Annotated in this window: 22 protein-coding genes; 8 read left to right on the forward strand and 14 right to left on the reverse strand. The window is 46.3% G+C overall.

From position 1 onward, the window contains the following. Positions 1-7: 7 nt before the first annotated feature. Complete coding sequence (locus ACE3MZ_RS15495; protein WP_411343049.1) at positions 8-961, reverse strand: Gfo/Idh/MocA family protein; 954 nt, start codon at positions 959-961, stop codon at positions 8-10. Positions 962-1,092: 131 nt separating this feature from the next. Then, entirely contained in the window at positions 1,093-1,785 is a 693-nt protein-coding gene (locus ACE3MZ_RS15500; protein WP_411343050.1) for a TerC family protein, read from the reverse strand. Between the two features lie 676 nt (positions 1,786-2,461). Here ACE3MZ_RS15500 and msrA point away from each other — a divergent pair. Both msrA and ACE3MZ_RS15510 read left to right on the forward strand, forming a co-directional pair. Beyond that, a complete protein-coding gene (gene msrA, locus ACE3MZ_RS15505) occupies positions 2,462-3,421 on the forward strand; it encodes a peptide-methionine (S)-S-oxide reductase MsrA (RefSeq protein WP_411343051.1) in 960 nt (319 codons plus the stop codon). 402 nt (positions 3,422-3,823) lie between these two features. Further along, positions 3,824-4,009: a hypothetical protein gene (locus ACE3MZ_RS15510; protein ID WP_411343052.1), complete on the forward strand. Its 186-nt coding sequence runs from the start codon at positions 3,824-3,826 to the stop codon at positions 4,007-4,009. A 121-nt stretch (positions 4,010-4,130) separates the two neighbouring features. Here the strand turns inward: ACE3MZ_RS15510 and ACE3MZ_RS15515 are convergent, their stop codons facing one another. Next, complete coding sequence (locus ACE3MZ_RS15515; RefSeq protein WP_411343053.1) at positions 4,131-4,778, reverse strand: SDR family oxidoreductase; 648 nt, start codon at positions 4,776-4,778, stop codon at positions 4,131-4,133. A gap of 131 nt (positions 4,779-4,909) precedes the next feature. Continuing rightward, entirely contained in the window at positions 4,910-5,269 is a 360-nt protein-coding gene (locus ACE3MZ_RS15520) for a winged helix-turn-helix transcriptional regulator (protein ID WP_367059675.1), read from the reverse strand. Between the two features lie 346 nt (positions 5,270-5,615). Between ACE3MZ_RS15520 and hxlA the strand changes: the two genes are divergently transcribed. The 3 genes from hxlA to ACE3MZ_RS15535 all read left to right on the forward strand — a co-directional run bounded on the left by hxlA (position 5,616) and on the right by ACE3MZ_RS15535 (position 8,525). Next, complete coding sequence (gene hxlA, locus ACE3MZ_RS15525) at positions 5,616-6,248, forward strand: 3-hexulose-6-phosphate synthase (RefSeq protein WP_411343054.1); 633 nt, start codon at positions 5,616-5,618, stop codon at positions 6,246-6,248. Between the two features lies 1 nt (position 6,249). Then, positions 6,250-6,822 (forward strand): 6-phospho-3-hexuloisomerase, encoded by a 573-nt coding sequence (hxlB, locus tag ACE3MZ_RS15530; protein WP_411343055.1) that lies wholly within the window; start codon positions 6,250-6,252, stop codon positions 6,820-6,822. A 665-nt stretch (positions 6,823-7,487) separates the two neighbouring features. Continuing rightward, positions 7,488-8,525 (forward strand): LLM class flavin-dependent oxidoreductase, encoded by a 1,038-nt coding sequence (locus ACE3MZ_RS15535; protein ID WP_411343056.1) that lies wholly within the window; start codon positions 7,488-7,490, stop codon positions 8,523-8,525. 190 nt (positions 8,526-8,715) lie between these two features. On the opposite strand, the gene ACE3MZ_RS15540 is transcribed toward ACE3MZ_RS15535, so the two are convergent. After that, positions 8,716-9,267, reverse strand: coding sequence for an RNA 2'-phosphotransferase (locus ACE3MZ_RS15540; RefSeq protein ID WP_411343057.1), 552 nt, complete (start codon positions 9,265-9,267; stop codon positions 8,716-8,718). A gap of 98 nt (positions 9,268-9,365) precedes the next feature. On the opposite strand from ACE3MZ_RS15540, the gene ACE3MZ_RS15545 reads away from it, so the two are divergent. After that, a complete protein-coding gene (locus tag ACE3MZ_RS15545) occupies positions 9,366-10,571 on the forward strand; it encodes an MFS transporter (protein WP_411343058.1) in 1,206 nt (401 codons plus the stop codon). Positions 10,572-10,936: 365 nt separating this feature from the next. Here the strand turns inward: ACE3MZ_RS15545 and ACE3MZ_RS15550 are convergent, their stop codons facing one another. The 7 genes from ACE3MZ_RS15550 to ACE3MZ_RS15580 form a co-directional block, all read right to left on the reverse strand. Beyond that, positions 10,937-11,638 (reverse strand): YitT family protein, encoded by a 702-nt coding sequence (locus ACE3MZ_RS15550; RefSeq protein ID WP_411343059.1) that lies wholly within the window; start codon positions 11,636-11,638, stop codon positions 10,937-10,939. 491 nt (positions 11,639-12,129) lie between these two features. Next, entirely contained in the window at positions 12,130-13,467 is a 1,338-nt protein-coding gene (locus tag ACE3MZ_RS15555) for an MFS transporter (protein WP_411343060.1), read from the reverse strand. Between the two features lie 194 nt (positions 13,468-13,661). Next, entirely contained in the window at positions 13,662-14,570 is a 909-nt protein-coding gene (locus tag ACE3MZ_RS15560) for a serine/threonine protein kinase (RefSeq protein ID WP_411343061.1), read from the reverse strand. 257 nt (positions 14,571-14,827) lie between these two features. Next, positions 14,828-15,436: a hypothetical protein gene (locus ACE3MZ_RS15565; protein WP_411343062.1), complete on the reverse strand. Its 609-nt coding sequence runs from the start codon at positions 15,434-15,436 to the stop codon at positions 14,828-14,830. Positions 15,437-15,705: 269 nt separating this feature from the next. Continuing rightward, a complete protein-coding gene (locus ACE3MZ_RS15570) occupies positions 15,706-16,971 on the reverse strand; it encodes an OFA family MFS transporter (RefSeq protein WP_411346812.1) in 1,266 nt (421 codons plus the stop codon). A 214-nt stretch (positions 16,972-17,185) separates the two neighbouring features. Further along, positions 17,186-18,064: a LytR/AlgR family response regulator transcription factor gene (locus ACE3MZ_RS15575; RefSeq protein ID WP_411343063.1), complete on the reverse strand. Its 879-nt coding sequence runs from the start codon at positions 18,062-18,064 to the stop codon at positions 17,186-17,188. After that, positions 18,061-19,734: a LytS/YhcK type 5TM receptor domain-containing protein gene (locus ACE3MZ_RS15580; RefSeq protein WP_411343064.1), complete on the reverse strand. Its 1,674-nt coding sequence runs from the start codon at positions 19,732-19,734 to the stop codon at positions 18,061-18,063. Before ACE3MZ_RS15580 ends, ACE3MZ_RS15575 begins: the two co-directional genes overlap by 4 nt. Positions 19,735-19,971: 237 nt before the next feature. Here ACE3MZ_RS15580 and ACE3MZ_RS15585 point away from each other — a divergent pair, with 237 nt between their 5' ends. Continuing rightward, the gene (locus ACE3MZ_RS15585) at positions 19,972-20,466 is read left to right on the forward strand and encodes a hypothetical protein (RefSeq protein WP_411343065.1); all 495 of its coding nucleotides are present in this window, start codon (positions 19,972-19,974) and stop codon (positions 20,464-20,466) included. Between the two features lie 357 nt (positions 20,467-20,823). After that, positions 20,824-21,912, forward strand: a complete 1,089-nt coding sequence (locus ACE3MZ_RS15590; protein WP_411343066.1) for an SDR family oxidoreductase — start codon at positions 20,824-20,826, stop codon at positions 21,910-21,912. Between the two features lie 73 nt (positions 21,913-21,985). Here ACE3MZ_RS15590 and ACE3MZ_RS15595 read toward each other — a convergent pair whose 3' ends face one another. Together ACE3MZ_RS15595 and recG are read right to left on the reverse strand one after the other, a co-directional pair. Beyond that, positions 21,986-22,369: a winged helix-turn-helix transcriptional regulator gene (locus ACE3MZ_RS15595; RefSeq protein ID WP_411343067.1), complete on the reverse strand. Its 384-nt coding sequence runs from the start codon at positions 22,367-22,369 to the stop codon at positions 21,986-21,988. 207 nt (positions 22,370-22,576) lie between these two features. After that, entirely contained in the window at positions 22,577-24,628 is a 2,052-nt protein-coding gene (recG, locus tag ACE3MZ_RS15600; protein WP_411346813.1) for an ATP-dependent DNA helicase RecG, read from the reverse strand. Between the last annotated feature and the right edge of the window lie 2 nt (positions 24,629-24,630).

The raw sequence follows: 24,630 nt of genomic DNA on the forward strand, positions 1-24,630 counted from the left end.
ATATGCATTATAAACCAGCCGTCAACTGCTCTGCCAGCTCATGCGTATCCAACACCAGATCAGCACGAATGCTACATTGCTCTGGCGCATGCAGTCGATCTAGAAAATGATCCACGACTCCGGCAAATCCGCGTCGCTCCAAAATCGTCTCCCAGCTACCAAACACCTGCTGCTGTGGCAACTCTCCTTTTTCATACAAATGCAGCTGCTCCATATTGATCACTTCTGCTGAACGACCGCCACCATGCAGGGATAGCTTCTCGCTATCCAGCCCAGCGCTGCGCACCATACTGTATTGACCATAACGCTCACCGCCCAGCGACAACATACCGGAAGTATGCAGCAGCGGTCCATTCCCTTGACGACGCAGCTGGCGTGCGAGCACGCTGTAGCTATCATTGCCTAGCCAGAGCAGCAGATCGAGAATATGAATCAGATCATCATATACCGTTTCTTTGGCAGGAATGCTCTGTATTCGTGTCCGATGCTTGCTAATCTCGCACAATTCAAACCCACCTGCTTCTGCCAGAAAAGCATACGCATTCATATACAAAGGAGCAAACCGGCGATTAAAGCCTACCGCCAGCAACAAGCCTTTGGCTTCTGCTAGTGCAGTCATCGCACGCGCTTCTTCCATATTGTACGATAGCGGCTTGTCCACATAAACGGGCAGCCCATATTCTAAACAGGTAGTAACCGTATTATAATGCGTATCTGTCGGGCTATGTACGAATACAGCATCTACATCCCACGCCGCAATATCGCTGATCTGTGTACTTCCATGCGCCAGACGATAATCTTCCATTGTCTGCCGTACTGTTGCTTCTGACCGACTAACAACCCCTACTAGTTCAACATCCGAACGTCCCGATAACAAAGGCAAATACACCTTGCGTGCGATGCCGCCAATCCCGATTAATGCTACTCGTTTGCGTTTACGTGTGAATTGTGCTTCTCCCATGATTCTGCTCTCCTTTACCGCTGCATATGGCTTCATTATAACAGTGATGTGTGCATGTTCCTATACGAAAACACCCCTGCGTCGCAAACTTGCGAATACAGGGGCATTGCGTATCAACATGAGAATTTGTATTATAGTGCCGGCTCACTGACAGTACGAGCGGCTTCTTTTTTCTTCTTCGTGCGCAGACCGAGCAGAACCACTGCCAGCACAACGACAATCTCAAAGCCATATTTCACAAAACCATTAGCAAAATAACCAGTAATAAACGATTCTTCCATGACCATCTTGGCGGCCGTCCAAGCGAGAATGGCAGAACCAAGCACGATAATCCACGGGAAGCGTTCCATCAGCTTCATAATCAGCGTACTGCACCAGACCATAACCGGAATCGAAATCGCCAGACCAACGATAACGAGCAGCGTATCACCGTGCGCCGCTCCAGCCACTCCCAGTACATTGTCCAGCCCCATCATCGCATCCGCAATAATAATCGTACGAATCGCCGCCCACATGCGTGTACTGCCGGACACCTCATTATCTTCCTGCTCCTCAATAAGCAGCTTATAAGCGATATAGATCAGCGCTAATCCGCCGATGAGATGCAAGCCAGGCACCAGCAGCAGATATACGACCAGCAATGTTGCAATCATCCGAATAATGACTGCACCAGCGGTTCCCCAGATAATGACTTTTTTCTGATTTTCTTTCGGGATGTTACGGGCTGCCATACCAATAACGATGGCATTGTCGCCAGCAAGCACCAGATCGATCATAATAATCGATGCCAAAGCAAGCCAAAATTCAACTGTAAATAACTCCATGTGACCACTCCTCTTATCATTTCACTTCAGTTCGACCACTACACTACAGCTTCCAGACACCAATATCATAGCTTCCGAACACAAAAAATCACCATCAACCGAAATGGGGTCAATGGTGATTTTTGAAATCAAAAAAGACCTCACCCAATTCAGTAATTAGGCAAAGGTCTCGCTAACAACGTTAGTATGCGTTGCCGGTAAAGCCGGGGACTTGATCCCGTATTGACGACTTTACTGTAGGAAGCTACTCCCCTTTGGAAACTATGTTTAAGCAATACTTGCAGTATACACTATTTTTTCCATACAGGATACTACTATATTTTCTAAGTTAAAACAAATATATGCAAATGTACATAGTCTACTAGTAACATGCGATTGATAGATGCATATAGATGATACAACATTTTATTACAACTCATAGAAACATCTCTTTGCACAATGTATGCGTATAAAAGAACAGTGCGTATATGGCTTGCACTCATTTCCATAGGTACTGGATTTTTTATATTGTATGTAATATAATAGTATTCTATCATCTTGTATAAAATAATATTTACAAGATGATAATGACGTTTGCTTGAATATGGAGCGTCAGCTATGGGTATAATTAAAATGACTGGTCTGATACCAGCATGATTTCTTTTCATAAACTCTCATGAAATGGAGTGACTTATACATGACTGAAGCTCATCATGAAAAAGCAACATTTGCCGGTGGATGTTTCTGGTGCATGGTAACACCATTCGAGGAATTACCGGGCATCGTTAGCATCCGTTCCGGTTATACAGGTGGTCACACCGAAAATCCAACGTATGAAGAAGTATGTACCGAAACAACAGGTCATGCGGAAGCGGTACAGATCGTATTTGATCCAGCCATCTTCCCTTATACGAAATTGCTGGAACTGTTCTGGCAGCAAATTGATCCGACCGATGCTGGCGGACAATTTTATGACCGTGGTTCTTCGTATCGTACTGGAATCTTCTATCATACTGAACAACAACGTGAACTGGCAGAACAATCCAAACAAGATTTGCAAGCCAGCGGACGTTTTGACAAACCGATTGCAACGACGATCGAACCTGCTCAAACGTTCTACGAAGCGGAAACGTATCATCAAGATTATCACAAAAAGAATCCGGGTCATTACAAACGCTATCGCAAAGGCTCCGGTCGAGATGCTTTTATCGAAAAACACTGGTCCAAATCAGTAGATAAACAGGAACTGAAACAGCGCCTGAGCGATATTCAGTACAAAGTCACTCAGCAAAATGGCACTGAGCCAGCATTCCAAAATGAATTCTGGGATCATCATGGTGATGGAATCTACGTCGATATCGTATCCGGCGAGCCGCTGTTCAGCTCAACGGATAAATACGATTCCGGCTGCGGCTGGCCTAGCTTCACACGCCCACTGCGTGACTATCATGTCAAAGAAAATATGGACTTGAGTCACTTTATGGTGCGTACGGAAGTGCGTAGCCGTGAAGCCGATTCTCATCTTGGTCACGTCTTCGACGACGGTCCAGGTCCAAATGGACTGCGCTATTGCATCAACTCAGCTGCACTGCGTTTTGTTCCAAAAGAAGAGTTGGATGCAAAAGGATACAGCGAGTACAAAGCATTGTTTCAGTAAGTTGACATGAATGGAAGCCGAATCAGGAGTTTCGTTTATCATGTATTGTTTCGTTATAAATGAATACTGCTGAGCTGGATAAGGTTGTATTACATGCTATAGGAATAAAGCAGCGACAGAATATACTCTGTCGCTGCTTTTCTATTTGCTTTTCTGTTGGAGACGACAATTTAACCCTCCCAATTGGAGATCATATCTAAAGATAGCAATTGCGGATTATGGCTGGCGGCATATAGTGTCATACACGTTTCTTGCTATCCATTTCGGGTAAAGCATATGTATAGAAGACATAGTATAGACGCATAACAGACGTATCGAACGAATACTGTAAATGTAGATCGGGATGAGGATATTCACCTCTCCCTTCCATCTCTGCCATTCTAAATTAAAGGAGCGATACCGATGCCTTGGACAAAAAGTGATTACCCCACTTCCATGAAAAACTTGGATAAACGTGTACGCGACAAAGCAGTAGAAATTGCCAATGCGCTACTGGATGAAGGCTACGAGGAAGGTCGTGCCATTGCGATTGCCACATCACAGGCGGAAGAGTGGAACGAGAATCATCCAGAGCATAAGAAGAAATGATACATCCATAGATCGGACGATCTACAATTGTATCAATAAAACATAAAGTCTATTCACAACATACAAAAGCCTGCCTGTCCTCAACTACTACGCATAGTTGACAACAGGCAGGCTCATTTGTTTACAGAGATTTCAGCGCATCCGCAATCGGCGTAGAGCCGGAAATGACATCATAGCCTTTGCGATACGTTTGTTTATTATCGATCAGATGTGCAATCAGCTCTGCTACATCGGCGCGTGGAATGCTGCCGCCTTCGCTCAATTGCTCACCGATTTCGATATTGCCTGTACCTTCGTCATTCAGCAAGCCACCTGGACGCACAATGGTATAATCCAGCGAGCTGGCTTCCAGTATACGATCAGCATAATGCTTGGCAACATAATACGGCTTGATAGAATCCGACCACTTGCTGCGATCATACGAGAACATCGCACTAACAAGTACAAAGCGCGAAATGCCTTCTTGTTCGGCTGCTTCCATACTTTTCACTGCACCATCCAGATCGATCAATAGCGTCTTGTCTTCGCCTGTACTGCCACCAGAGCCTGCTGCGAATATAACAGCATCAGCGCCACGAACCACTTCTGCCAGATGATCGACTGTACCTTCCAGATCTGCCAGCGCAGTCTTCGCACCATATTGTTCCAATGCTTCGGCTTGCTCCGGTTTGCGGATAACGGCTGTCACCTGATGTTCAGTATGAGAAGCAAGTCGCTCGGTCAGCAATTTGCCAATTTGTCCATTTGCTCCAATGATCGTAATGTTCATGATTGATCTCCTCCTGTGTACGAATATACTGTAAAGACCTGCCAATGAGTACATCATTCAGGCTCCTTTACATGTATACCCGCAAATGGGGTGCGATCTATCATGTACTAATAATCTGGCTCAATAACGGATTAATTCCACATCGCCGGCTTGATCTCCACCGGCTCAATTTCGGCTACTTTCATATAATTCTGTCCCCAGCTATACATCGCATCCAGAATAGGCATCAGACTCTCGCCGATCTCGGTTAATGAATATTCCACTTTGGGCGGCACAACCGGGTACACTTCACGGTGAATAATCAGATCCTCTTCCAGCTCGCGCAATTGACTGACCAGCATACGCTGCGTAATGCCCGGAATGAGTGATTTCAGTTCGCCAAAGCGCTTGGTGCCTGTTTTCCCCAGATGCCACAAAATCAGCATCTTCCATTTACCGCCAATAACCGAAAGTGTCAATTCTTTCTCGCAATTGAATATCCGTTCACGCATCTATTCATTCCTCCATATATCGTTTATAAAATGAGCAACTCTATCGTTCTATGTTGTGCAATTTCATATCATCATCACTTCCATATTCGCCGTACGCCGCGTCATTCCTCATAGTATACTTTTAGGCACTATGTAAAAAAAAAGTGCGTACTTACGAAAGTCACAATGTTTACTTTATACTAGCACTACAGCGAACGCAACCGTTCATCGACAATTGCGATGAATATTGTACAGTCATTAAAATCGACTACATGTTCATTATTTGCTTAATCCCCATTGTTCGCATCGTATTTATCAATATTATCTATCATCCGCAACTGCGGATCATTACAGGAGGAATTACACTATGGAACTGCAACTCGCATTGGATCTGGTCAACATCCCTGAAGGCATCGCACTGGTAAAAGAAGTGGAGCCTTTTATCGATATCGTAGAAATCGGTACACCTATCGTTATTAACGAAGGACTGCATGCAGTCAAAGCGATGAAAGAAGCATTTCCTAACCTGAAAGTACTGGCTGACCTGAAAATTATGGATGCTGGTGGTTATGAAATCATGAAAGCTTCCGAAGCAGGCGCAGACATCATCACCGTTCTGGGCGCAAGTAATGACCTGACCATCAAAGGCTGTGTAGACGAAGCCAAAAAACAAGGTCGCAAAGTACTTGTTGATATGATCAACGTAAAAGACATCGCTTCCCGTGCCAAAGAATTGGACGATCTGGGCGTAGACTACATCTGTGTACACACTGGTTATGACGGTCAAGCTGCTGGTCAAAGCCCATTCGCTGATCTCGCCACAATCAAAAGCGTTGTAAAACATGCGAAAACAGCTGTGGCAGGAGGTATCAAACTTGCTACTTTGCCAGAAGTAATCAAAGCGAATCCAGATCTGGTTATCGTAGGCGGCGGTATTACTAGCCAAGATGACAAAGCAGCAACTGCTTCCCAATTCCGCGATCTGATCGCACAAGCATAATATGAGTACAACTCCTGACATTTCGCTGCATTTCCGTACGGTTCTCCGCGAATTGGAAGGCACTCTGGCAGCCATTCCTGCGGAACAGGTGGAACAGCTGGCACAACGCATTCTGCATGCGCGCAAAATCTTCACTGCGGGCGCCGGACGTTCCGGTCTGATGGCAAAAGCACTGGCGATGCGTCTGATGCAGCTCGGTCTGGACGCTTATGTCGTTGGTGAAACGGTAACTCCGCGTGCTAGTGAAGGCGATCTGCTCATTATTTCCTCCGGCTCCGGGGAGACGCAAGGTTTGAAAATCATGGCAGACAAAGCGATTCAAGCAGGAGTCGAGCTGGCAGCAGTCACCATTTTCCCGGATTCATCTATCGGGCAAAAAGCATCGATCATCGTACAAGTGCCCGGGTCGCCCAAAGATCCTGCGGACAAAGGTAGCTTTGAGACGGTGCAGCCAATGGGTTCGCTGTTTGAGCAAACGATCCTGCTGCTGTTCGATAGTCTGATGCTGCATCTGATGAGTCAAAAAGGCGGCGATACCGCAACCATGTTCAGCAACCACGCGAATCTGGAGTAGTCAGTTTGGAACCACTGATATGTTTGATACAACGTTCAAAGCATGTTCCTCATATGCAATATTCCATTGACCGTGACAGATTCACATATGATTGTGATACAGATTCACGTAACTTCAAATGATGCAATCCCCGAGCAGTCGTGGCAAAATGGCTGAATCGGGGATTTTGTATTTCTTTTTTTTGTTGTTGTTGATATTAGGGAAGCGCTAGGATTCGATTCTATGTATAGACGTCCCAAAGAACAAGTCGTGATCGATACAGCAAGTAATGGAGTTACAGCAGGTGATTAAAATACGTATATGCTTTGAGTTTTGAGCCAAGTTGTACTATACTATTAGTTACGACATCAAAGTAACATAGTATTCAAAAGTAACAACTATAATATGTAAATGTAGCTACTTTGCTGTTGTGCAAACATGCTTTCCATGTCATCGCATACTATACCATCGTATGGATGTGAATTGTCAATATGGTATGCACACCTTGCTATACTGCCTTGGTGGATTGGTAATATGATATCCACCATCTTGCTGTACTACTTTGGTGGATTGGCGAAATGGTATATACCATTTTGATATACTACATTGGATGTACTGTATCTACTCTTGCTTGATCTATTTTTTGCTTGCTTGAACATCTATTCTGAATGAATGAGGTGATCCATATGTTAAAACTGGGGATTCTCGACCAGAGTCATATTAATGAAGGTCAAAATGCGTCTGATGCGCTGAACAATACACTTCAATTGGCACAGGCAGCAGACAAACTAGGCTATTCGCGATATTGGATGTCTGAGCATCACGCTTTTCCAAGTCTGGCGCATTCTAGCCCGGAGATTATGATTGCGCATATCGCTTCGCATACGTCGCGTATTCGGGTCGGTTCTGGTGGTATTATGCTACCTCATTACAGCGCTTATAAAGTAGCAGAGAATTTCCGTTTACTGGAGGCACTGTATCCGAATCGGATCGATCTCGGTGTTGGTCGCGCTCCAGGTGGTACGCCGCTCGTCAATCACGCCTTGCAAGAAGGCAAATTCCCATCCATGCACGCTGCTGATCGTTATCCGCAGCAGATCGTCGATCTGATCAGCTATTTGAATGATGCGACACCATCGGATCACCGATTTGCCGGATTGACTGCACAACCAAGTATCGACCGGATGCCGGAATTATGGCTGCTCGGCTCCAGTGGTGGTACAGCTGATCTGGCAGCAATGACGGGTACATCATACGCATTTGCTCAATTTTTCGGAATGACTGGCGGTGAAGATGCGGTAGCGCATTACAAGGAACATTTCCAGCCGTCCGTCATGTCACCAACGCCCAAATCACTGGCGGCGATTACTGTTGCCTGTGCCGATACTGAGGAAGAAGCGGAACATCTGATGCGCAGTAATGATCTGTATTTTATCGCGCTGCGTGAGAATCGTCCGCTACCTTATCTGCCTTCGGCAAAAACGGCAGCAGATTACCATTACAACAGCACTGAGCTTGCTCATATTCAGGATACTCGCCGCTTCCGTGTAGTCGGTACACCGGATCAGGTGAAAGAAAAGCTGCTTCAATTTGCCGCTGATTATCAGACAGATGAATTGTTAATCGTCTCTGCCATTCATGACAATCAGGCACGTATTCGTTCGTACGAGCTGCTGGCGGAAGCTTTTGAATTGAGTACGCCTCAAACGCAAACACTAAGCTAAAACCCATCATAAAAAGCAGCGAATCCTGCGATCTCGCTGCTTTTTGCTGGTCTAATAATTTTGCTAATCTGGTATACATGTTGCGCTAGGATGATATAGAGATTACGGATGAAACGGCAACTTACAGCTACAGCGTAACTTATAGCCTGTTACATAAAGGAAGCTTATCTCGTTGCATTGTTACTGATTCTTACTTGGCAATGGAGATGCAGTTCGCTGGGATGTGATCTGTCAGCCATACCTGATGCCCTGCATCGTAAAAGGTAACCCCTTGCTGTGCAGCACGTTCCGTATCAATATGCAGCAATACCAGCTTGCCTTTGCGGCGTCCAGCCAATTCGGCAAAATGCGTATCCGCAGATAAATGTACATACTGCCGTCCCATCGGCTTCAAGCCGTCTTTCTCAATGAGCGGATAGATCGATTCCGCTGTACCATGGTACAATCTCGCGGGCGGTTGTGCTGCCGGATACCGAACTTCTGGCTTACTGTGTCCGTAGCGAGCGCGAATACGATCACCGACAATTTCAAATCGTTGCTTGTCCGAATTTGTTACGACCTGTCGTACGTCCTGTTCGCTTAGGAATGCCCAACCTCTCTGCTCTGATAAAATATGGCTCAGCTCGGCGAGCGGACAGGACGCATCTTCGGGATCAAGTACAAGACCGTATTGTCCAGGGTTATGGCGCAATATATACGTCATTTGTTTACTGAGCTGCTTTTCTTGCGATGGATTCAACATAAATAATTCCTTCTTTCATTCGTATATGAATTTGCAATTTGAAATGTTACGATGAATATATCATAGATAGAGAAAATTTCAGAAACAGGAGAGAAACCATGCAAAAAATAGAAACTACGCAACAAACCGTGAATCCGAGCGGTCGGTTCCCAATCGCTCTATTCTGTCTGACCGCAGGCGCTTTTGCAATCGGAATGACTGAATTTGTCATTATGGGACTATTACCCAATGTGGCAGAAGATCTGCAAGTTACGATTCCGCAAGCAGGGCAACTGATTACCGGGTATGCGCTTGGCGTTGCCGTTGGTGCGCCGATTCTGACGATTGCTACCAACAAGATTGCGCAGAAGCAACTTCTCTGTCTGCTCATGTTAATCTTCATTGTTGGCAATCTGGTCGCTGCACTCGCTCCCAGCTATGGGCTGCTAATGGGATCAAGATTAGTAACAGCGCTTGCGCACGGCACGTTTCTTGGTACCGGCTCCCTGATTGCTGCAAGACTCGTACGACCAGATAAAAGAGCTGGTGCAGTCTCGATGGTACTAGCAGGATTAACGATTGCCAATATTATTGGTGTGCCGTTTGGCACGCTGATTGGTCAACATCTCGGCTGGCGTGCCTCCTTTGGCGCGATTACGATTATGGGCATTCTTTCGCTAATCGGTATCATTCTGTTGATTCCCAAGATTCAGCAAACCGAGCAGCCTAGTCTGGGCAAAGAAGTTAGCAGTCTGTTCCAACCGCAAGTACTGCTTATTCTCGCAACCGGCGCATTTGGTTGTTGCAGCATGTTTACCGTCTTCACCTATATTACGCCACTTCTCACCGATGTTACTGGATTTCAGGAAAGTAATGTAACCTGGATTCTGGTTATGTACGGTGTTGGCGTTACACTGGGTAATATTCTGGGTGGTCGTCTGGCAGACTGGAAACTGATGCCTTCGGTCATTACTATCTTCGCGATTCTATCGGCACTGCTCATGATTCTGTCCGGTGTGCTGCACATTCCCGCGCTAGCACTGATCTTTATTTTCCTATGGGGTATGGCTGCGTTTGGTATTATGCCGGGTATTCAGTTGCGCATTATGAATCTAGCGCATGAAGCACCGCGTCTGGCGGCAACGTCCAGTCACTCTGCGCTTAACCTTGGTAATGCGGCAGGTGCCTTTCTCGGTGGTGTTGTTATTACTAATCTCGGTCTGGTGTATGTACCTCTAATCGGTGGGCTGATCGCTGCTGTTGGTGTTGCTGGCGCTGTCCTGAGTTATTATATGGTTGAGAAAAAGCAACAACGTAGCGCTTAACCAGATACGCTACCTGACTGTACAACAACAAACAAGCAGCACAGAGACAGAGAATATGGAAGCAAGATGCTACTGCTATTCTATACTTTCGCTTTTGTAAAAACAGTTATGTGGGGCTTATGTTGTTTATACATTCTCTTGTTCGTTACCTGACGCAATCTGTCAGAGGAATATTATTGGTTATAAATAAAAGGCGCGCTGTGCGGATGATTGTCCGTACAGCGCGCCCTTTCGTGTTGCTGTATTGCTTGCTCCATCGCCTGTGTATAATGATCTCTGCTATTTCCAGTGACCATCTGATATACGACATGCGTATCTGCATCTTGTACTGGATGGCGATTCACCATCATGATATCGTACATGAATCAAGATGAGCGCGGCAGTGTCGATGCGGCTGGAACCGGCACCTGCACAGAAGACGCGGCATCCTTCACTTTACGTACTGTAAATGGCAGTTTGAATTCCACTGTTACCGTCCAGGTGATCATTTTCCCAGCCAGCCAGACTGCCAGCATCGTAAACATCGTTTCCTTGAATGGCATAAACAGCAAACACAATCCAAGTACTACCACATCACCGGCAAAAAAGACATTACCGATCTTCCAGCCTTTCCAATCACTGATCAAACGGGACAATACATCGTCGCCTCCCGTGGCCCCTCCATAGCGGAGAACAATACCTGCGCCCAGTCCGGTTAGAACACCAGATAATACAGCAGCGGCCAACAAGCTTCCGTGTAAGTCCACGACAAACGGCGATAATTGCTCAAATCCCGCATAGAATAACGAGAACGCTCCCGCTCCGATTAGTGTCATTAGCATAAAGCGATGACCTTTGAGCCACCATGCTAGTGCAATGACAGGAATGTCCAGCAATAACGTACTCCATGCTGGCGACCAGCCGAACAGGTACTTGCCAAGCAATGCCAGACCTACAAATCCGCCTTCCGACAGATTGTTGTGAAAATTAATATGATAATAAGCAAACGCAAGAATAAATGTACCGATCAAAATAGCAGCAATCTGTCCAGCCGCCGTCTTCCAATTGTTATTTGTTCTTCTCCTCATACAGGTTCCCTCTTTTTCTCGTAAGTGTGGTCGTAATGGACCTGTTCTTACGGGAGGTGCACCTGGAGGATTTCATCCTTCGCATACATGCTGCTCCTTTTCCGTAAGTTAGGCCAATAATGGGGCACTACTTTACGGAAAAGCTACGTATAGGAGAGATCATAACGTTTCCAAATCGTCCTTTGGGAAATCATCCTTCGGGGACACATGGTATCCTGATCCTTTCTGGTGTTAGAGTTAAAATCTATCTCTATTATACCACGGCAGCGTCATTGCTAAACAACTTGCCTGCAAGCCATATTTCGCAATAAGCCGGAATGGTTCGGAATAAACCGTCATTATCCTGCAATATTACGTGGTAGGTTCACTATCCTGCATCGTTTGCTTCGTTATGCGACGTTTCTCGCCAAACATGCGAATATGCTGATTTGACGCTCTTTGAAGCGGGTATGACGTTTTGATTTTGCTCTAATCCGGCGCTTACATTGCTTTTACAGTTCATTCGATGTATTGATATTATCAGCATATTGACGAAATGCACGACGATTGAACAGTCCATAGCCAAATGCACATATGGACAACAGCCCGGCGAGTACGTATAGATTGACAATACCGAATTGCTCAGCGACCCAGCCCATGCCAAGTAGAGATATACAGAAAGTGAAATTAAGAATAGCGTCCTGTGCGGAAAATACTTTGGGCAATTGCTCGCGTCCGACGCTCTGCTGTAACAACGTACGCCGACTGACTGCCGCAAGTTCCGTAGCAGGGCCCATCGCGATTACGATGAATAGCGCGAGCAGTGGGATCGTATTCAGCGCGAATACAATCGTCAGAATCGAATAGATTGCAACGCCACTGAGCATGGCGATGAACTCTCTGCCTTGTAACCGATCTACCAGTCCAACGACGAGCAAGCCACCACCGATAGCTCCACCAAAATAAGCCGTATTCAAAAATCCCCACCATTCTTCTCCCTGACCCAGTGCCTGCTGTACAAACGCAAGCATAAAGACGCCAACCCAGACTGAACCGCCCAGCATATCGACCATATCCATAAAGATCATGGTACGAATGCTACGTGTGCGCCAGATCAGTTTCCAGCCCTCAGTTAATGTACGCAAATGGCGCTTCTCTACAAGTTTGGCATGGATGTGTTCTTCTTCGGAAGCAGGCGCAGGTGAAGATACATGGACAGCCGTATGCTGATGAGGCTCCCGAATGAAAATAGTAAAGATCATCGCAAACGCGTAAAACACAGCTGCCAGCATTAACGTTGGCAATGCGCCGATCCAAGCAACCAGAATGCCGCCCATCGCCCAGCCTGCACAGCGAATCATCTGGTCACTGACCGAAACGATGCCGTTGGCGCGCAGCAAGCCATCCTTATCCACAAGCCGGGGCACCAGACTATTACGCGCAGGCGTCGTCCAACCGTCCAGAAAAGACATAGCAAAAATCAGCGTAAATACTAGTGTCAGCGAAGCCTGTATGCCTGCTGTCCACAAATAAGCTGCCAATACAGAAAAGATTAAAAACTGCCCCAACTGGCAAAACAATAGCAGTCTTGGCAAATAAAAACGTGTCAGCACGAGCGGCGCAATCAGTCCGCTGAGTAGCTGTGAAGCGATACGAAAAAACGGGACAAACACACCCGCCATGATCGAGTCCGTTCCTGCTAGTACGAAGGAAACGAGACCCATAATGTAAATAATATCTGCAGCATTGGATACCGTTTGTGTGCCGATTAAATAGTAAAACGAGCGATGTTGGGCAAACGGAAGCCGCGACCGCGATGTGGCTGCTGAAGAAGCCGAAGAGGTTGTCATAGTTAGTCTACTCCTAAGATGAGGTGAATGAGATATTCATCAATCGACACAAAAATGTAAACACAAGCAGATAAAAAGTTAATTTCATCTGCTTGTGTTTACATATACGAATATAAAGTTAGGAAACTCAATTTATACATCGATTCACATTGAAATCATTCGAAAATGTAGGGTGCGATCTTCAACATACATGCTTATTTGCGAAGAAAGACGATATCGTGCTTCCAAAAGCGCTCCGCCTGCATCGCAATCTTGAACCATTTGAGCGAAGCACAGCGCTTGTCTGCGGATACAGCAAGACCCCAGTGAATGACTTTGGCCAGAATAGGAGAAGCGACCTGATTGCCGCCTAGCTTTTCCAACGTATCATGAAATAACCGTTTCGGCACATCAACAGGCGCTTGACCGCGACAGCAGAAATAAAAAGTCGCTGCCAGACTATAAATATCCGATACAGGTCCCTGTACCGAACGCCCCGAATAAAATTCAATCGGTGAATATCCAGCAGTCGTAAGAATCTGGTGCGTTCGCTGCTCATAACGAACAGCAGAACCAAAGTCCAGCAGTAATGTCCGTCCATCTTCCGTCAGCATAATATTGCTGGGCTTCACATCCCGATGAATATAGCCAAGCCCATGTATGTATTCCAGTGCATCAATTACAGGAAACAACCGCCGCTGTAAAAATCTCGCATCCAGCTCCTCTGGATGCTCACGGATATGCCGATCCAGCGTCATGCCCCGGTAATATTGCAGCACCAGATATACCGTACCATGCTGCTCAAATTCCGATTCATAATGCACAATTCCCGGATGATTCACTTCACTCAATATTTGCCCTTCCTGTCGGAACGTGTGCATCATCTCAGCAAATTTGGATTGCAGATTCGCAGCATTGCATTTCACAGTGCGACGATCCTGACTACGACTTACGAGTGCCGCCGGGAAAAATTCCTTGATGACATGCAAGGTTCCGTGCTCCATATGTCTTGCCACATAGATGATCGACAGCTCGCTGACCGATAACGTCCGGCGGATCTGATATGTACTGGCAAGTTTATGGTTGCGTGGGAGAGTTTGCCTGTTCACCGATTTGCTCATCATTTCCACCTCACTTATCGCGGTTTCCAGCATTGAGAACTGTTGACCGGCAAAAATATAGGGCCGTACATGCAGGAAGCAGCCAGCAGAGTTACCGGAGCTTACACGAAAATGTACGGCCGTTGTTACAGACAGTGTAGCACAAAATGTGCTACTTGTAATTGCTTTTACCACAAAATGCAGTTATTTATGAAAATAATTCTCTGTTTATTCGTTACGTTGCATCAGTTCCATCCTTTTCAGGAAAAAAACGTTAACAGTTAGCGGGCTGGTAAGTCCGGTGTGGACCTCCAGTCACTTTCGCGCATAATACGAATGGCACTTTCTGCAATAGCAGATACGCGTGTATCGGGGTCAAGCTCCATCGCATCTGCCAGCATCGGTTCAAATTCGATCCAACCGATAAAACTAGTAGCAAACACAGCTGATTGTCGTACCCGTACATCGCCATCCAACATATATTGGTGGAATACATCCAATATATCCGGCTGTACTTCAAAATACGATGCAATTCCAAGCCGACAAATGACATCGATTTTGTCATCCGTGTGACGTGCTTCACGGCAGCGTTGCATTAATTCGTCCGCGGTTTCGACTACGTTTGCCTGCTGCAACATACGCGATGCGGCTTCAGCCTTCGGTCCTTCCAGCAATAGATAAGGAATACTGGTTGATTGATCGATAATAACGTAGATCATTGTCGATTGATCGTCGAGTACAAAGGCATAGTAGCCTTCTTCACTAGTGTGATTCTTTTCATGGGATTGCTGCGGAAGCCTGAGCGGCGACAATCTCGGTTCTTTTGATAACGCTTCCAGTAAATCCATTACAATCACTTGTCGGCGTGTACACAATCGAATCTGTGTCATCCTGATCATTCCTTCCTATGAGATATCGTGCATATTTGAAACATGGTGCATGTCGTTTTTTACTAATATTTGTAATTTGCAGTTAGTTTGAGTATACCCTAATAACCACCTGAAATACTAGTATTATGGGAATATATTACATTTACAGACATATCTATTTTCCATTCTTCCACGTGCTCTATGACATACTCGTACCTATATATTCAATAAATACATTCTATAAAACAGAAACAACCTCCTATGAGCAGGAGGTTGTTGGAATGCAAGGATTAACGAACTGTATGTGGTTCCGGTTTCCATTTTGATGTAGCATTGTCCGTTTGCTCTTCTGTACTTTCATTGTATACCGGCGGTTTGATCATTGCGGCAATCAGGAACGAGATCACACACAAGATACCGATTACGATAAAGGTAGGTTTGAAGCCGCCCATCCATGCTGCGATAAACGAACCGGCAAGTGCACCGATCCCAAAACCTTGATAAATAATGCCATAGTTTTTGCCATGATTTTTCAGACCGAAGAAATCACTGACGATTGCTGGGAATACGGTAATGTTACCACCGAAGCAAAAGGCAATCGCGGCTACTGCTGCAAAGAAGATGCCGAAGTTCAGTGGCACAAAGCTCAGTACAGCAACTGCGGCGGCGGTGACGATGAACGTACCACATACGACTTTGAGACGACCGACTTTATCGGACAGTGCACCGAGGATAATCCGACCAACGGTGTTGAAGATAGCGATCATAGCGACGGCATTAGCAGCTGTTGCCAGATCTAGACCTGCCAGCTGTACGCCGATATCTTTGACAATACCGATCAGATACAGACCGCTCATACAAGCGCTAAAGAACATAATGAACAGCAGGTACGCTTGTTTTGTTTTCAGCATTTCTTTGACGGTATAGTTATGCGTAAGCACGGGAGCTGCTACTTGCGCAGCTGGGATTGTACCATTTTTCACTTTCGATACCTTGGCAACTGCTGGTGTCTCGCTGACAACCGCTTCGCGAATCAGACGAGAACCGATCACGATCATAGCCAATACAATCATGCCCCAGTACAGAAATGCCATCGATACACCAACCGAACCGATCAGAGCGCCGTTGATATATTTGAAGATCAGACTGCCTGTACCATAAGCACCGACTGAGATACCGGAGATCAGACCTTTCCGTTCCGGGAACCATTTGATCAAGTTGGATAGTGAAGTCATGTAGGCGGTACCATCTGCAAAACCGACCACGACACCAGCCAGAATGTACAGCAGCGACAGCGACGATACTTGCGAGCTGAGCATAAGACCGACGCCGAGTACGATACCGGCCGTTCCGATCAGGCGACGAATGCCCCATTTTTCCTGTAATTTACCGGAGAATAAAGTGGCAAATGCAAGCGCAAAGCTAGTAATGGAGAACGTAATCGCTACGGAGCTAAGTTGCCAGCCAAACTTATCGACCAACGGCTGGTTGAACAGGCTCCATGTATAAATCGTTCCTAGACCCATCTGTACGATAATGGTTCCCAGTACGATCATCCAGCGATTGACCGGTTTGCTGGTGCTTTCGCCAGTTTGTGGAATTGGTGTGTTGTACGCGGGTTGTGTTTTCATAATGAGTATTCCTTTCCGTCATGAACCGCAATTTGTAGTGTGAACACTTGAGAATTCTCTATGGGACAAGTATACCCCTACATAGCGTGTCAGAAGACGGATTCGGAATGAAATGCACAGAATGCGGAATGAAATGCATTTATATATTCATGATCTGCCGGAACTCTTTCACCTTGCTGCGGCTGACGGGCACTTCGTCATTCAGATCATGTAGACGAAGCAGATACGTATTGTTAAACCACGGAACAATTTCGCGGATTTTGCTAATATTGACGATGTAGGAACGATGACAACGGAAAAAATACTCTTCCGGTAGCGTTGCTTGAAACTCCGTAATGCTCGTATTCACTGTATACTGATCGCGCCTCGTGAATACATTGGTCACCTTCTCGCTGGCAGATGCATAGTATACATCATCGACGGGAATGACCTGAATGTTGTCGTTTTTCCATAGGCTGATCTTGCCTTGTAACGCATGTGTATTATGACCAGACGGCGATTGTTTGCCAGCCGGATGTACAAAAGCTTGGCTGCTACCGACAGAATGGTGATTCGCATCCGACGCAGAACCGGGCTGTGTAGCGTTCTGCTGCCATCGATCAGGCTGCCATGCAGCTGGCGGCGTGCCATGATCCTGCGCTCGTTCTCCGCGCTCGCGTTCATATGTCGCTTCCAGCTTGGTCAGCATCGACGTAATCCGCGATTCACTATACGGCTTCAATATATAATCAAATGCTTCAATCTCGAATGCTTCTGCTGCATGTTCCTTGTATGCTGTAATGAACACAATATAAGGCTTGCGTGAGAATTTGCTAATATTGTGCGCCAATAATACGCCATCCAGCGAAGGAATATTAATATCAAGAAAAATAGCATCAATCTCGTGATTTTGTACATATTTCAGCACATCTAGACCGTCGTCAAAGCTGCCGGTAATCTCGATGCTGCTGTACGTTTGAATATAGTATTCCAGCTCCTGACGTGCCAGAAATTCATCTTCCACTACAATCGCTCTCATGATGCCCTCCGCTCTTTGTTGATTTTGAATCGGATACTTGTGCCTTTGTCCAGTCGCTCAATATGCAATCCTTCGCCGTAAATAAGCTTAACCCGCTGATGCACATTGGATAGACCGATCCGATTTTCCGGCATTTTGCCGCGATATACTTTGTCGATCACATCAGGATCAATGCCCGTACCTGTATCTTCAACGATAATTTCTACATATTCGCCAGCATCTTTGACTGATAGCGTGACTGTACCTGAACCGCGTCCTTTTAAAATACCATGTACAATCGCATTCTCTACCAAAGGCTGAATAATCAGACTCGGCATCTTCACTTCCACCTCATCGATATTGTAAACGACATTCAGCTTACTACCAAAACGCGCCTTTTCAATTTCCACATAATTGACGACTTGCCCCAGTTCTTTGTTAATATCAATTAGCTCATCGCTCCATTCCAGACTATGACGCAAATATCCAGACAGATTGATAATCATCTCGCGCGCATTGTCCGGGTTGATACGGATCGACGAAGCAATCGCATTTAGCGCATTAAACAGAAAATGCGGATTGATGCTCGTTTGCAGCGCCTTGATCTCGGCACGATTCGCCATCTCCTTCATCTGCTCAATCCGTGACACTTCCATAAGCGTAGAGATAATCTGGGATAGACCAACAGCGAGCGTTTGCAGCGAGTAAGTGATTTTGTGAGCGTTACGATAGTAAATTTTCAGCGTACCCGTCACATCGCCTTTTTCTTTGAGCGGAATAATAATGAGCGACTGGATATTCGGTACTTTGCCTTCGGCGTCGTCATTGATCAATACAATCTCACCGCTGGAGATCGCTTGTTTGGTCGCATCCGTAATGATCTCGTGACCGATATTGTAGCGCTCCTCCCCCAATCCGACATAAGCCAAAATATAGCGCTTATCGGTAATCGCTACCGCATCAGCATGAATATCCTGCCGAATGATGGTACAGATTTTCCTCAGTGAATCGCTGTTGATCGAACGAAAATACGGCAACGTTTTGTTCGCGATATCAAGCGCCAACTTTGCCTGCCGGGCGGCAATATTTTCCCGTTCTCCTTCTACTCCCTGAACAAACAGCACGATCAGCCCGACGCTGATCTGACCGAGAATCATTGGCAGCCCAATGATCGACACAATCTCTCGTCCAAGTGCATACGGATGCGACATAACTAGAATGAGAATCATCGTTAGCGCTTCGCATGCCATCCCGGCGATAATACCGATCAGCCAGCGCTTATTGCTGCTGACCTTGTTATGAATATAGCCGGACACAATCCCGGCAGTAATGCTCGTAATCAGACACGGGATCGAGGTGACTCCGTCGATATCGATCAGATAACGGTGCACGCCAGATACAATGCCCGTAATGAGTCCAACTGGCCACCCGAACAGAATGCCGCCGGATACAATCGCAATAATCCGTACATTCACCAGCGAGCCTTCTACGTTGATGCCTGTATACGTACCTAGAATAGCGAAGCCGCTAAAAATAACCGACAGGATAATACGATCCTTCGTATCTAATACTTCCTTCTGAAAAATCTGGCGAAAATGCGGTAGCTTACTTAGTAAAAATAAGCAAATAAGTAATAACGCTGCACGTTCAAACAGCTGTAATAAAATAATCGGTGTAGCAATACTATTCAAAATGTCCGTCCTCCAAACGCAGGATACTTTGTTTTGACCATCTGTTTATCATAAATGTGCTAGAAAAGGAATTCAATACGAATTCTTGCTGAAACAACAATTGCAACTATGTCAGCTTTGTGTCGTCTTATTCGTTTCAGCATTTTTTAAGATTAGATTAACGAATCGTTCATATGAATGGTTTACAATGGCATCAGCAACTTATCCACAACAGGAGAGGCAGGGGCACGTATGAACATGATGTATAGACTAACGACAGGCTCTCCGGCACTCGCTGGTGTTGACGCAGGAGCCGCAGATTACACGGCAACCGGAGCGAACAACAGCTATATGATGATGCAACCCAAACGACAATCTTCCGTATCCTACTCTCATTCTTACCATCGTCCAGCATCACTGCGTACGAACGACAAGGATGAGACACAGGATGATTCCTATATGATCGATCACAATGAGTCCAAAGAATGGATGCTATCCCGACTGCTGGAACATGCGGCAAGTCTGCTCGGATTGCGCGTAACCGAATTGAAGCAATATTTGCAGGATGGCGATCATGTGATTCATATTGCCGAACATCAGGGCATCGCAGCTACAAAATTCCGCAAGCTGCTCAGTCATAACATAAGTCTGACCCTGAAGAAGAAGCATACTTCAGGCAAAATTACACATCTGCAATATGAACAATACATGGATATTCTGGATGAACAGCTAGCGGTAATCATTGCTTTATAAAGCAGCATAGCAGTAATGGTATATCGGTACGAAGGGATATATCTTTCTGTAGTATACTTTTGGGAAGTAGAGTGATTTGGAATAGAGTCATTGGGATTCTGCTTCACAGGGTTGTGATAGCTGTCTTGTGTAAGATTATTACGACGCTCATGAATATTGCTAAGTAGAGAGAGTACTAGTTGTTATGACTGTACTCTCTTTTTGTTGTCATTGTACTCTCTAATTATTTTAGCTTGACTCTCTATTTAGTAACTTGGAAGTAACAGTGTAACCTGAAAGTGCGTACTATTGTTCATGATCAATCTCGGGCACAATAAACAGGCAATCCAAACTTCATGTTTAAAGGAGCCTGTACCTATGACAAATCTATCTTCCTCTTCTCCATCGGTGTCTCTGCCCAAGGTGGCACTGGTGATTGGTGCAAACGGTGTGATTGGCAGCAATCTGATTCAGCATTTGCTGACTTTACCGGATTGGGATATTATCGGCGTATCCCGGCGTGGCGGGATGGATCGTGAGCGACTGCGTTATGTATCTGTGGATGTACTGGACGAGAACGATACTATGGATAAGCTGGGCAGCTTACAGGAAGTCACCCATCTCTTTTACGCCGCTTATCAGGATCGCCCGAGCTGGGCAGAACTGGTGGAGCCGAATCTGACTATGCTGATAAATGTGCTGAATGCGGTAGAACCAGCCGCTCCTTATTTGCAACATGTGAGTCTGATGCAAGGTTACAAAGTATATGGCGCCCACCTTGGCCCATTCAAAACACCAGCGCTAGAGCAGGATGCTACTCCTATGCCACCAGAATTCAATATGGCACAGCAGCAGTTTGTCGAGCAGCGTCAACAAGGTAAATCTTGGACATGGTCGGCGATGCGTCCATCTGTTGTATGTGGCGTCGCACTTGGCAATCCGATGAATCTGGCGCTTGTGATTGCGGTATATGCGTCATTGTCACGCGAGCTTGGCATTCCGCTGCGCTTTCCCGGCAAGCCCGGTGCGTATCATTCGCTACTGGAAATGACCGACGCTACTCTATTAGCCAAAGCGACAGTATGGGCAGCAACTGAGCCGCAATGTGGAAATCAGGCGTTTAATATTAACAACGGTGATCTGTTCCGCTGGAATGAGCTATGGCCGAAGATTGCAAGTTATTTTGAGATGGAGACTGCACCACCGTTGCCAATGCCACTGGACGTGATGATGCAGGACAAGGAAGCGCTATGGCAACGTATGGTTGAACAATACGATCTTGAGCCACATCCCTACAGTGACGTATCATCATGGGCATTTGGCGATTTTGTATTTGGTTGGGATTATGACTTTTTTGCTGATGGTAGCAAGGCACGCCGATTCGGATTTCATGAGTTTGTGCATACAGAGCAGATGTTTTGGGATATTTTCGACGATCTGCGTGTGCAGCGGATTATTCCCGGTTAAGCGTATGAACCACATATAGAGAGTGGATGAACAGCGTTTGAATGTTAGATCTGCGCTAATCCTCTTCGTGGAGCTATATGTTTTTTTCATGTTGGGACAAGCGATCATGAGCAACAATCTGCGCTTGTTCGCCGTACGTACGCTGTACATGTACATCTCCCCAGCGGCACATCGCATGTAAAATCTCTTTTAGACTGTCACCATACGGGGTTAGCTCGTATTCTACGCGTGGTGGCATTTCATTGTAAACGATGCGCTGAATGATGCCATCTCGCTCCAGCTCTTTTAACTGCTGGGTTAACACCTTTTGCGTGATAGATGGTAGCAGACGCGCCAGCTCGCCATTACGCTTTTTGCCAAATGTCAGAAAAAAGAGAATGACTGGCTTCCATTTGCCACCGATGACTTCCAGCGTCGCTTCAACAGCAGTATTGTATTGTTTGACTGGTTCCGGCATACGGCATTCCTCCTGTTGATATTGAGCTGCGTGATATCATTCTATCATGTTCAGGCAGATTCGTCAGACCGTTGCATGATTGATGCAATCGATCCAATCGCAATATATAAAAGAGACGCAGACCATGAATACGAACCCGTTATGCTCAACGGTGTTCCTTTCAAGTCGCGTCTCTTTCTGTATGTGCATTTGTCGCAGTTGTCATAATTAGTCGATCAGCTCGCCCTGAAATACCTGCTGGCGCTGTAAAAACTCGCGTAGCGGCTCGTACTCCGGCGATGTCCAGAAGAAGTCACTTGCTACCATTCGTGCCGCATCATTGCGCGCAACTTCCAGCACCTCAAAATCGCTGACCATATCTGCGATCTTGAACTCTGGCAAGCCGCTCTGACGTGTACCGAAGAATTCACCCGGTCCACGCAGCTCTAAGTCACGACGCGACACCTCGAATCCGTCATCCGTCTCTGTCATCGCTCGCATCCGCTCTTGTCCAATCTCCGACTTCGGATCAGCGACCAGAATACAGAACGATTCATGCTCACCCCGACCAACCCGTCCCCGTAGCTGATGCAGCTGGGATAATCCGAATCGGTCGGCATCCATGACGATCATCAGCGTCGCGTTTGGTACATCGACACCAACCTCGACAACAGTAGTAGAAACGAGCAATTGCGTTTCATTGCTGTAAAAGGCGCGCATCGTCTCTTCCTTCTCCGCCGCATTCATCCGACCGTGCAGCAGTCCAACGGTAGTGTCCGATAATGCTTGATCCAGCTCAACGTAGAGATCAATCGCATTTTGTACATCAAGCTTGTCAGACTCCTCGATCAGCGGACAAATGACATACGCTTGCCGTCCCTGACCAATTTCGCGTGAAATAAAGCCCAGTACCCGATCCATCATATTGTGCTTCACCCAGTACGTGGTGATCGGCTTGCGCCCTTTCGGTCGTTCGGAGATCGTGGATACATCCATATCACCAAATGCCGTAATCGCCAGCGTACGTGGAATCGGCGTTGCTGTCATCGTCAGCACATCCGGGTCAAAGCCCTTGCGCCGCAACACGCTACGCTGATTGACACCGAAGCGATGTTGTTCATCTGTAACGACGAGACCAAGACTGCGGAAAAAGACATCTTCCTGAATAAGCGCATGGGTACCAACGATAATATTCGTCATACCCATTTGCAGCGATGCCAACAAGTCCTTACGCCGACGTCCAGTCACACTGCTGGTTAGCATTTCTACATTAATATCGAACGGTTCAAATAGCTTTTTGAGTGAGCGTACATGCTGCTCTGCCAAAATCTCAGTTGGCACCATCAATGCGCCCTGATGACCAGAACGTACCGTCGCGAACAAGCCAATTGCCGCTACGACCGTTTTACCGGAACCGACATCCCCTTGCAGCAAACGATTCATACTGTACGGCGAGCGCATATCTTTTAGAATTTCGAGTTCCACTTGCTTTTGTGCATCTGTCAGTTCAAATGGCAAACTGCGCACAAATTCACGAATCGTCGCATTGTCAGTCGTATGCACAATACCGGTACTGCGCTTGCGGTTCATACTACGATACGCCTGCAATTTGAGCTGGAACATAAACAGTTCCTCATATACCATGCGCCGACGCGCTTGCTTGCCTTCGCCTACATCCTGCGGCTGATGCAGCTGACGAATCGCCTGTTTACGCGACATCAGCTTGTAGTGCTGCATTAACTCCTGCGGCAAAACCTCGGGAATCATCTCTCCATACTGATCCAGCGCCTGATTGATCATTTTGCGAATCCATGTTTGTGTAATCTTGCCACCGACAGAATAGACTGGTTGCAGACTGCCACTACGCTGTGTGCCTTTATCTGGAAATTCCGAATCGGTAATCGTCATTTGTGCACGGCGCTGATCCCATTTACCCGTTAAAATAATATTGCGCCCGGTCGTCAATTGATCTTTTAGAAAATGGCGGTTAAACCAAGTCGCCTTGACCATCCAGTTATCCACCATCACATTGCAAGTTAAACGTGATTTTTTGCCATAGCGCTGTAATACTGGCAGGCCGACAATTTTGCCTTCTACCGTAATTTTGTCGCCATCTTTGACTTCCTGAAGTGCCTTCAGCCGGTAATCTTCATACCGAAAGGGAAAGTACTCTAGCAAATCCAGCACGGTAGAGATGCCAAAGGCGTGAAGCTCCCCCTCTTTGGAAGCACTCACGCCGCTGACCTGCCGAACGCCAATCTGATCCAGATTGATATTCATCA

Origin of the sequence: Paenibacillus sp. WLX1005 (genome assembly GCF_046603685.1) — a bacterium.
Taxonomy (GTDB): domain Bacteria; phylum Bacillota; class Bacilli; order Paenibacillales; family Paenibacillaceae; genus Saccharibacillus.